This window comes from Burkholderia sp. COPS, assembly GCF_019425585.1.
Taxonomy (GTDB): Bacteria; Pseudomonadota; Gammaproteobacteria; order Burkholderiales; family Burkholderiaceae; genus Burkholderia; species Burkholderia cepacia.
The window spans coordinates 121,589-130,892 of the sequence record NZ_WIXR01000006.1 but is presented as its reverse complement, the minus strand read 5'-3'; the positions used below and the strand labels follow the sequence as shown (position 1 = coordinate 130,892).

The 9,304-nt window shown below is 69.2% G+C and carries 9 protein-coding genes, 1 pseudogene and 1 riboswitch; of the genes and pseudogenes, 8 read left to right on the top strand and 2 right to left on the bottom strand.

The window, feature by feature from the left end; genetic code table 11:
• Both FOZ70_RS37955 and FOZ70_RS04760 read right to left on the bottom strand, forming a co-directional pair.
• Positions 1-236: pseudogene (locus FOZ70_RS37955) on the bottom strand (SDR family NAD(P)-dependent oxidoreductase); the annotation flags it as partial.
• Positions 237-301: 65 nt separating this feature from the next.
• The gene (locus tag FOZ70_RS04760) at positions 302-2,071 is read right to left on the bottom strand and encodes an ABC transporter ATP-binding protein/permease (protein WP_021163928.1); all 1,770 of its coding nucleotides are present in this window, start codon (positions 2,069-2,071) and stop codon (positions 302-304) included.
• A gap of 269 nt (positions 2,072-2,340) precedes the next feature.
• Positions 2,341-2,464, top strand: a riboswitch (TPP riboswitch).
• Positions 2,465-2,689: 225 nt separating this feature from the next.
• On the opposite strand from FOZ70_RS04760, the gene FOZ70_RS04755 reads away from it, so the two are divergent.
• The 8 genes from FOZ70_RS04755 to FOZ70_RS04720 all read left to right on the top strand — a co-directional run bounded on the left by FOZ70_RS04755 (position 2,690) and on the right by FOZ70_RS04720 (position 9,265).
• The gene (locus FOZ70_RS04755) at positions 2,690-3,826 is read left to right on the top strand and encodes an FAD-dependent oxidoreductase (RefSeq protein ID WP_219705022.1); all 1,137 of its coding nucleotides are present in this window, start codon (positions 2,690-2,692) and stop codon (positions 3,824-3,826) included.
• 31 nt (positions 3,827-3,857) lie between these two features.
• Positions 3,858-4,055, top strand: coding sequence for a sulfur carrier protein ThiS (gene thiS / locus FOZ70_RS04750; RefSeq protein ID WP_011350713.1), 198 nt, complete (start codon positions 3,858-3,860; stop codon positions 4,053-4,055).
• Between the two features lie 39 nt (positions 4,056-4,094).
• Positions 4,095-4,910 carry a thiazole synthase gene (locus FOZ70_RS04745; RefSeq protein WP_021163925.1) on the top strand — a complete coding sequence of 272 codons (816 nt, stop codon included), beginning with the start codon at positions 4,095-4,097 and terminating at the stop codon, positions 4,908-4,910.
• Positions 4,907-6,031 (top strand): thiamine phosphate synthase, encoded by a 1,125-nt coding sequence (thiE, locus tag FOZ70_RS04740; RefSeq protein ID WP_219705021.1) that lies wholly within the window; start codon positions 4,907-4,909, stop codon positions 6,029-6,031. The genes FOZ70_RS04745 and thiE overlap by 4 nt, the downstream gene beginning before the upstream one ends.
• An 84-nt stretch (positions 6,032-6,115) precedes the next feature.
• Complete coding sequence (locus tag FOZ70_RS04735) at positions 6,116-6,937, top strand: ABC transporter ATP-binding protein (RefSeq protein ID WP_006477138.1); 822 nt, start codon at positions 6,116-6,118, stop codon at positions 6,935-6,937.
• A complete protein-coding gene (gene mlaE / locus FOZ70_RS04730; RefSeq protein ID WP_021164333.1) occupies positions 6,934-7,701 on the top strand; it encodes a lipid asymmetry maintenance ABC transporter permease subunit MlaE in 768 nt (255 codons plus the stop codon). The genes FOZ70_RS04735 and mlaE overlap by 4 nt, the downstream gene beginning before the upstream one ends.
• 30 nt (positions 7,702-7,731) lie before the next feature.
• Positions 7,732-8,295, top strand: coding sequence for an outer membrane lipid asymmetry maintenance protein MlaD (gene mlaD, locus FOZ70_RS04725; protein ID WP_048026531.1), 564 nt, complete (start codon positions 7,732-7,734; stop codon positions 8,293-8,295).
• A 31-nt stretch (positions 8,296-8,326) separates the two neighbouring features.
• Positions 8,327-9,265, top strand: a complete 939-nt coding sequence (locus FOZ70_RS04720) for a VacJ family lipoprotein (protein WP_219705023.1) — start codon at positions 8,327-8,329, stop codon at positions 9,263-9,265.
• Positions 9,266-9,304 lie beyond the last annotated feature (39 nt).

Below are 9,304 nucleotides of genomic sequence, written 5' to 3'. Positions count from 1 at the left end.
GCCGCGCGGCGAAGCCGGCGTTGGCGACGAGATGATCGAGCCCGCCGAAGCGCGTGGCGGCGGCATCGACGAGCGACGCGGCCACGCCGGGCTCGCCGAGATCGCCGGTGAGCGTGACGCACTCCGCGCCGGCCGCCGTGCACGCGCGGGCGACTTCGGCGAGCCGCGCGCGTGCCGCTTCGTCCGCGCCGCGTGCGTGCAGCGCCANNGCCACGCGCAGCGCACGTCGCCCGGATCGCGCCGATCCCCGAGCCGGCGCCGGTGATCAGCGCGATCCGGGCGACGTGCGCTGCGCGTGGCCTCACGCGGCGACCTTGTCGCTGTCGTTCACGCGCTCGACGTTGATCGTGCCGACGTGGAACGCGGCCAGCGACTCGCGGTGCGCGATGCTGACGATCGCGGCCTTCGGCAGCCGTTCGGCGAACAGGTGGTACAGGCGCGCCTCGTTGTCGGCGTCGAGCGCGCTCGTCGCTTCGTCGAGGAACAGGAAGTCGGGTTTGTGCAGCAGCACGCGCGCGCCGGCAAGGCGCTGCTGTTCGCCCGGCGACAGCACGCGGGTCCAGTGCGCGGTCTCGTCGAGGCGCTCGGCATAATCGTCGAGGCGGCATGCGCGCAGCGCGTCGCGACAGGCTTCGTCGCTGAACGCGTCGGCTGTCGCCGGATAGGTGAGCGCGGCCTTCAGCGTGCCGATCGGCAGATAGCTCGTTTGCGGCACGAACATCATCCGCGCGCCGACCGGCGCATCGATCGCGCCGTCGCCGAACGGCCAGAGCCCCGCGAGCGCGCGCATGAACGTGCTCTTGCCGGAACCCGACTTGCCGATCACGAGCCAGCGCGAGCCGGGCTCGATCGTGACGCTGCCGATGTTCGCGAGCGCGTTGCCGTTCGGGAGCGCGAGCTTGAGCGACGACGTCGACAGCTTCGCGGCGTCGACGTAATGCAGGTTGATGCCGCCGTGCTCGGTCGCGGGCGACAGGCTTTCCTTCAGGTGCGACGTGCCCATCACGCGCTTGAATTCGCGCAGACGGTTGACGGTGGCGCGCCACTCGACGAGGGTCGAGTAACTGTTGATGAACCACGAGAACGAATCGCTGACGGTACCGAACGCGGACGAGATCTGCATCAGCACGCCGAACGAGAACGCGCCCGCGAAATAGCGCGGCGCGGCGACGACGAGCGGGAAGATGATCGCGATCTGCCCGTAGAAGCTCAGCACGAAAGTGAGCCGCTTCGTGTACTTCATCACGCGCCACCAGTTGTCGCGGATGCGCATGAAGAGGTTTTGCGCGTTGCCGGTCTCGGTCTTCTCGCCGTCGTAGAACGCGATCTGCTCGGCGTTCTCGCGCACGCGGATCAGCCCGAAGCGGAAGTCGGCCTCGACGCGCTGCTGCTGGTAGTTGATCGACACGAGCGGGTGGCCGACCTTCTGGATGATCAGCGAGCCGACCACCGCGTACAGCGCCGCCGCCCACACCATGTAGCCGGGGATCGTGATCGGCGTCGCGCCGAGCGAGAGCGTCAGCGCGCCGGCGAGCGACCACAGGATCGTGATGAACGACACGAGCGTGACGACCGTCGACAGCAGGTCGAGCGACAGCGCGAGCGTGGTCGTCGAGAACGACTGAAGGTCGTCGGTGATCCGCTGGTCGGGGTTGTCGGCGAGACGGTCACGTTCGATCCGGTAGAACGCGCGATCGCCGAGCCACTGGCCGAGAAAACGGTCGGTGAGCCACTGGCGCCAGCGGAAGCCGAGCATCTGCCGCAGGTAGCGGCCGTACACGGCGAGGATGATGAACGCGAACGCGAGCGCGGAGAACTGCATCAGCAGGTTCGGGAAGTCGTGGACGTCCTTCGACTGCAGCGCGTTGTAGAACTCCGCGTTCCACTTGTTGAGCCGGACGTTGATCCAGACCACGCAGAGGTTGATCGCGATGATCGCGACCAGCAGGCCCCATGCGATTTTCCATTCGGACGATACCCAGTAGGGCTTGATGAGGCTCCATGCGGATACCGGGCGCTCGTCCTGCGGCGCGTCGGAGGCGGAGCGGACGGGATCGATCGATTGGGTCATGTGCTTCCTGATGAGTAGCCGGCGCGCGGGCCGGGCGAAGCCGGGCGCGCGCCGCGATACGGCATGCCGGGACGCGGCGCCGACTGACGGCGGGCGTCCGGATGGTCGCCCGCGTGTCTTAAACGGCACTTAAGGCCGGCGGTGACGCGGCAACCGGCCGCTCGTGCGGCCGGCCTGCGGGCATTGTGCCAGAGCGGCGCGGCACGACGGCGAATTTGCCGCAAGGGGGACAGTTTGCGGCGCTTTCCGCTTTTATGGTCTAATGGCCGACGACGAAACAGGGGTGCTTTGTAGCGCGGCCGGCGGATGTTCCGGGCAGCGCAATGAGGCTGAGAAAGACCCTTCGCACCCGATCCGGGTAATACCGGCGAGGGAAGTTTCTGATCCCGCCGGGTCGCGCTGGCTGCCATCCCACATGGTCAGCGCCCGAGTCCCGCCCGGCCGGCCTTTGCTGCCGGTTTCGTCCTTTTGGGTACGCGCATTGCGCGTTACGGAAGGAATGATGACCGCACAATCTTCAGTCTTTTGCATGGTTCCCGGCCCGATGTCGCGTGCGTTCGCATGCGGCGGCGCGTGCGCGTCGACGTTCGTCGGGCGCGCCCGCGCGGAGGGGGCGCGATGAACGTCCGGGACACCCACCCCGATTTCGCGGTGCTCGGCGGCGGCCTCGTCGGCCGCCTGATCGCATGGCGGCTCGCAGGCGACGGCCATCGCGTCGCGCTTTACGAGCGCGGCGGCCCGGACGGCGAGCAGTCGGCCGCGTGGATCGCGGCCGCCATGCTCGCACCGCTCGCGGAAGCGGCGAGCGCGGAGCTGCTGATCACCGAGCTCGGCGCCGCGTCGCTCGCGCGCTGGCCGCAGTGGCTCGCGGAACTGCCCGAACCCGTCTTCTTCCAGCATCACGGCACGCTCGTCGTCTGGCATCACGCGGACCGCGCGGAGGCGCCGCTGTTCGAGCGGCGCGTGCGCGCGAACGCGCCGGCCGGCCTGTTCGACAGCGGTTTCGTGACTCTCGCCGGCGCGCAGGTCGACGCGGCCGAGCCGGTGCTCGCGGGCCGCTTCGCGCGCGGCCTGCTGCTGCCGAACGAAGGCCAGCTCGACAATCGCCAGGCGCTGCGCGCGCTCGCGGCCGGCCTCGCCGAGCGCGGCGTCGACCTGCACTGGCACGTCACGATCGACGATGCGAACCTGCCTGCCGCGCATTTCACGATCGATTGCCGCGGGCTCGGCGCGAAACCCGCGCTGCCCGCGTTGCGCGGCATCCGCGGCGAAGTCGCGCGCGTGCACGCGCCCGGCATCGGGCTCACCCGGCCCGTGCGGCTGCTGCATCCGCGCTACCCGCTCTACATCGCACCGAAGCAGGACGATCTCTACGTGATCGGCGCGACCGAGGTGGAGGGCGAGGACATGTCGCCCGTCAGCGTGCGCTCCGCGCTCGAACTGCTGAGCGCGGCGTTCTCCGTGCATCCGGCGTTCGGCGAGGCGCGCATCCTGGAACTCAATGCGCAGTGCCGGCCGACGCTGCCCGATCATCGCCCGGCGGTGATCTGGGATGGTGCGTCGACGCTCGCCGTCAACGGCCTGTACCGGCACGGCTTCATGATCGCGCCGGAAGTCGCGCACGCGGCCGTCGCGCTTGCCGAAGCCGCGCTCGGCGGCGTGTTCGGCGATACCGACGCGTTCGCCGCGTGGCGCGACGCCGAGCGCTGGCCGACGCTCCTTCATCACCGCAACGACGCGCGCCAGCCGGCCTGACGCGCACCGCCGACCGAATTCGACGAGCCTCATGGACATCCAGATCAACCAACAGAACCTGACGTTGCCCGACGGCGCAACGGTGGCCGACGCGCTCGCCGCGTACGGCGCGCGTCCGCCGTACGCGGTCGCGCTGAACGGCAACTTCGTCGCGCGCACGCAGCACGCGGCGCGCGCACTCGCGGCGGGCGACAAGCTCGACGTCGTGCACCCGGTCGCGGGCGGCTGAGCGCCGCCGGTTCGTCCCCCGCTCTTTCAGGAAAACGACATGACGTCCCTCACCTCCGCCGACGCGCTGACGCTGTACGGCGAAACCTTCGCAAGCCGCGTGCTGATCGGCACGTCGCGCTATCCGTCGCTGCAGTCGCTGTCCGATTCGATCGCCGCGTCGCGCCCCGGGATGGTGACGGTGGCGCTGCGCCGCCAGATGACGGGCGGCACGGCCGAAGCCGGCTTCTTCGACCTGCTCAAGCGCCACGCGGTGCCGCTCTTGCCGAACACGGCCGGCTGCCAGACCGTCGCCGAAGCCGTGACGACCGCGCACATGGCGCGCGAGGTGTTCGGCACCGACTGGATCAAGCTCGAGCTGATCGGCGACGACTACACGCTGCAGCCCGACCCGGTCGGCCTGATCGAGGCGGCCGCGCAACTGGTCAAGGACGGTTTCAAGGTGCTGCCGTACTGCACCGAGGATCTCGTGATCGGCCGGCGGCTGCTCGACGCCGGCTGCGAGGCGCTGATGCCGTGGGGCGCGCCGATCGGCACCGGCAAGGGCGTCGTGAACCCGTACGGGCTGCGCGTGCTGCGCGAGCGCCTGCCGGACGTGCCGCTGATCGTCGACGCCGGGCTCGGCGTGCCGTCGCACGCGTGCCAGGTGATGGAATGGGGCTTCGACGGCGTGTTGCTGAACACCGCCGTGTCGCAGGCCACGCACCCGGAGATCATGGCGCGTGCGTTCGCGCAGGGCGTCGAGGCCGGCCGTGCCGCGTATCTCGCCGGGCCGATGGACGCGCGCGAGACCGCGCACGCCAGCACGCCGGTCGTCGGGATGCCGTTCTGGCACCAGGACGGGGGCGGCGCATGAGCGTGCGTTTCGCCGATGCATTCTGGCCGCCGGCCGACGAACTGGCCGAAGCGGCCGAACGGATTCGCGCCCGGCTGGGCGACTGGCCGAGCGCCGCCGCGCCGTGGCGGCTTTGCGTCGCGGTGCCCGACGCGCCGGCCGACGGCGACGTGCTGATCGTATCGGCCGGCGACCGCGCCGCGCAGGCGCGCGCGTCGGCCGCGTCGCGGCCCGCGGCGCCGGGCGCGGTCGCGATCGAATTCGACGAGCAGGGGGCGGTGCTGCACGCGGCGGGCGCGCGCTACGCGCTCGACGCCGCGCACCCGCTCGCGGACGACTGGATTGCCGCGCTCGCCGCGTTCCTCGACTGCGGCTTTGCGCCGGTCGACGCGCTGGTGCTGGCGCTGGCCTGGCGCGACGGCGACGAAACGCGCGCCGCCGATGCGTGGCCGGTCGACGCCGCGCGGTTTCCGCGTGTCGCCGGGCTGCCGGCCGCGCCGGAGCCCGCGTTCGCGCCGTGCCCCGCGCAGCTCGGCCTCTATCCGGTCGTGCCGGACGCCGAATGGGTCGAGCGCGTGCTCGATTGCGGTGTGCGGACCGTGCAACTGCGCGTGAAAGGCGCGACGCCGGACACGTTGCGGCGGGAAATCGCACGTGCGGTCGCGGCCGGGCGCCGCCATCCCGATGCGCGCGTGTTCATCAACGATCACTGGCAGATCGCCGTGGAAGAGGGGGCGTACGGCGTTCATCTGGGCCAGGAAGACCTCGAAACGGCCGATCTGGCCGCGATCGCGCGCGCAGGCCTGCGGCTCGGACTTTCGAGCCACGGTTATTACGAAATGTTGCGCGCATTGCACGAGCGCCCGAGCTACCTCGCGCTCGGCCCCGTGTTTGCGACCGCGACCAAGGCCGTCGCCGCGCCGCCGCAGGGCCTGGCGCGGATTGCCCGCTATGCGCGCTTCGCGGGGGCGCGGGCGCCGCTCGTCGCGATCGGCGGGGTGGGGCTCGACGCGCTGCCGGCCGTGCTGGCGACGGGTGTCGGCAGTGTCGCGGTGGTCAGTGCGGTGACGGGCGCGGCCGACTATCGGGCTGCCGTTGTTGCATTGCAGCAATGTTTTCCCGGACAATTTGACAATCATTGACCGCAGGGCACGGAACGGCGTCACGACATCATTCCAATGCAGGCCCTATAATTCGGCGTTCTGCGTAAAAGGACTGTCAGCTCCGTGAGCCCCACTCCTACCGAGACCCTGCTGGAACTTCGCGACGTCGACTTTGGCTACGGCGACCGCCTCGTCCTGTCCAACCTGAACCTGCGCTTCGGGCGTGGGCAGGTCGTCGCGGTCATGGGCGGGTCGGGTTGCGGCAAGACGACCGTGCTGCGCCTGATCGGCGGCCTCGTGCGTGCGCGCCGCGGCCAGGTGCTGTTCGACGGCGCCGATGTCGGCGCGCAAACGCGCGACGGCCTGTATGCGCTGCGCCGCAAGATGGGCATGCTGTTCCAGTTCGGCGCGTTGTTCACCGACATGTCGGTGTTCGAGAACGTCGCGTTCGCGCTGCGCGAGCATACCGACCTGCCCGAAGACCTGATCCGCGACCTCGTGCTGATGAAGCTCAACGCGGTCGGCCTGCGCGGCGCGCGCGACCTGATGCCGTCCGAGGTGTCGGGCGGGATGGCGCGCCGCATCGCGCTGGCGCGCGCGATCGCGCTCGATCCGCAGCTCATCATGTACGACGAGCCGTTCGCCGGCCTCGATCCGATCTCGCTCGGCATCACCGCGAACCTGATCCGCACGCTGAACCAGGCGCTGGGTGCCACGTCGATCCTGGTCACGCACGACGTGCCGGAATCGTTCGCGATCGCCGACTACGTGTATTTCCTGGCCAACGGCGGCGTGCTCGCGCAGGGTACGCCCGACGAGCTGCGCGCGTCGACCGATCCGAGCGTGCGACAGTTCATCGACGGCGCGCCGGACGGCCCGTTCAAATTTCATTACACGAGCCCGCCGCTGGCGGCGGATTTCGGGCTCGGCGGAGGGCGCGCATGATCAGCGCGATCGGACGTTACGTCATCGGCGGCCTCGAGCGCGCGGGCTACGGCACGCGGCTGTTCGTGCGCCTCGTGCTGGAATTCTTCCCGCTGCTGCGCCGGCCGCGGCTGGTCACGAAGCAGATCCACTTCCTCGGCAACTATTCGTTCGTGATCATCGCCGTGTCGGGGCTGTTCGTCGGCTTCGTGCTCGGCCTGCAGGGGTACTACACGCTGAACCGCTACGGTTCCGAGCAGGCGCTCGGCCTGCTGGTCGCGCTGTCGCTCGTGCGCGAGCTCGGGCCGGTCGTCACCGCGCTGCTGTTCGCGGGCCGCGCGGGCACGTCGCTCACGGCCGAGATCGGTCTGATGAAAGCCGGCGAGCAGCTCACCGCGCTCGAGATGATGGCGGTGGACCCGATCAAGAACGTGATCGCGCCGCGCCTGTGGGCGGGCATCATCGCGATGCCGCTCCTGGCCGCGATCTTCAATGCGGTCGGCGTGCTCGGCGGTTACTTCGTCGGTGTCGTGCTGATCGGCGTCGATCCGGGTGCGTTCTGGTCGCAGATGCAGGGCGGGGTCCAGGTCTGGGCCGACGTTGGCAACGGCGTGATCAAGAGCATCGTGTTCGGGTTCGCCGTGACCTTCATTGCACTGTTTCAAGGGTATGAAGCGAAGCCCACGCCCGAGGGCGTGTCGCGCGCGACGACCAAGACGGTCGTGTTCGCGTCGCTCGCCGTACTCGGCCTCGATTTCCTGCTGACCGCGCTGATGTTCAGCTAAGCCTCAGCCAAGCCAAATTTTGGGATGACGATGAAAAAGACTGCTCTCGACTTCTGGGTCGGCCTGTTCGTGGTGGTGGGCTTCCTTGCGGTGCTGTTCCTGGCGCTGAAGGTCGGCAACATGAGCTCGTTTTCGTTTCAGCCGACCTACTCGGTGAAGATGAAATTCGACAATATCGGCGGGCTGAAGCCGCGCGCGGCCGTGAAGAGCGCGGGCGTCGTGGTCGGCCGCGTGAAGGCGATCGGTTTCGACACGAACACGTACCAGGCGCTTGTCACGATCGATGTCGACGGCCAGTATCAGTTCCCGAAGGATTCGTCGGCGAAGATCCTGACGTCGGGCCTGCTCGGCGAGCAATATATCGGCCTCGATCCGGGCGGCGACACCGAAATGCTGAAGTCGGGCGATACGATCACGATGACGCAATCGGCGATCGTCCTCGAGAACCTGATCGGCCAGTTCCTTTACAGCAAGGCCGCCGATGCGGGCGGCGCGAAGCCGGCAGCCGGCGCGCCGGCCGCGCCTGCACCGGTGGCGGTGCCGGCGTCGGCGGTGTCCGCTGCGCCCGCCGCGTCCGGTGCCGCGGCCCAATAACCACACGAGAGATTAGAAGAGGGTAATGACCATGCAGACGATCCGCATCAGGCACGCCGCGCTGGCGATAGCGGCAGTCGCCGCGTTGAGCGGCTGCGCGACCGTGCAGACGCCGACCAAGGGCGATCCGCTCGAAGGCTTTAACCGGACGATGTACAAGTTCAACGACACGGTCGATACGTATGCGCTGAAGCCGGTCGCGAAGGGCTACCAGTACGTGGTGCCGCAGCCGGTTCGCGACAGCGTGACGAACTTCTTCTCGAACATCGGCGACGTCTACATCGCGGCGAACAACATCGTGCAGCTGCGGATCGCGGACGGCGTCGGCGACATCATGCGCGTCGTGATCAATACGGTGTTCGGCGTCGGCGGCCTGTTCGACGTCGCGACGATCGCGAAGCTGCCGAAGCACACGGCCGACTTCGGGATCACGATGGGCCGCTACGGTATGCCGTCGGGCCCGTATCTGGTGCTGCCGCTGCTCGGCCCGAGCACGCTGCGCGACACGGCCGGCCTGGGCGTCGACTACGTCGGCAACCCGCTCACCTACGTGAAGCCGGATGGCCTGAGCTGGGGCCTGTTCGGCGTCAACCTCGTCAACACGCGTTCGAACCTGCTCGGCGCGGGCGACGTGCTGGATGCCGCGGCACTCGACAAGTATTCGTTCGTGCGTAACGCGTACCTGCAGCGCCGCCAGATGCTGATCAGCAACGCGCGCGGCGAGGCGGCCGCGACGTCGAGCAACGACGCGCTGCCGAAGTACGACCTGCCGGACGACGGCGCGGCACCGGCGGCAGCCGGCGCGGCCGGAACGGCGGGCGCGGCAGCGGTGGGCGGCGCGACGGCGCAGGCAGGCGCATCGGGCGCGGCCGAATCGCCGAACCCGGCCAGCGAGACGAACGTGCCGCCGATGCAGGTGGCGCCGCCGTCGCCGGGCGGGTTCCGCTTCCCGAGTATTCGTCTGCACTGACGGATTTACATTCGTTACAGCCAGAAACGATTCAGTCGG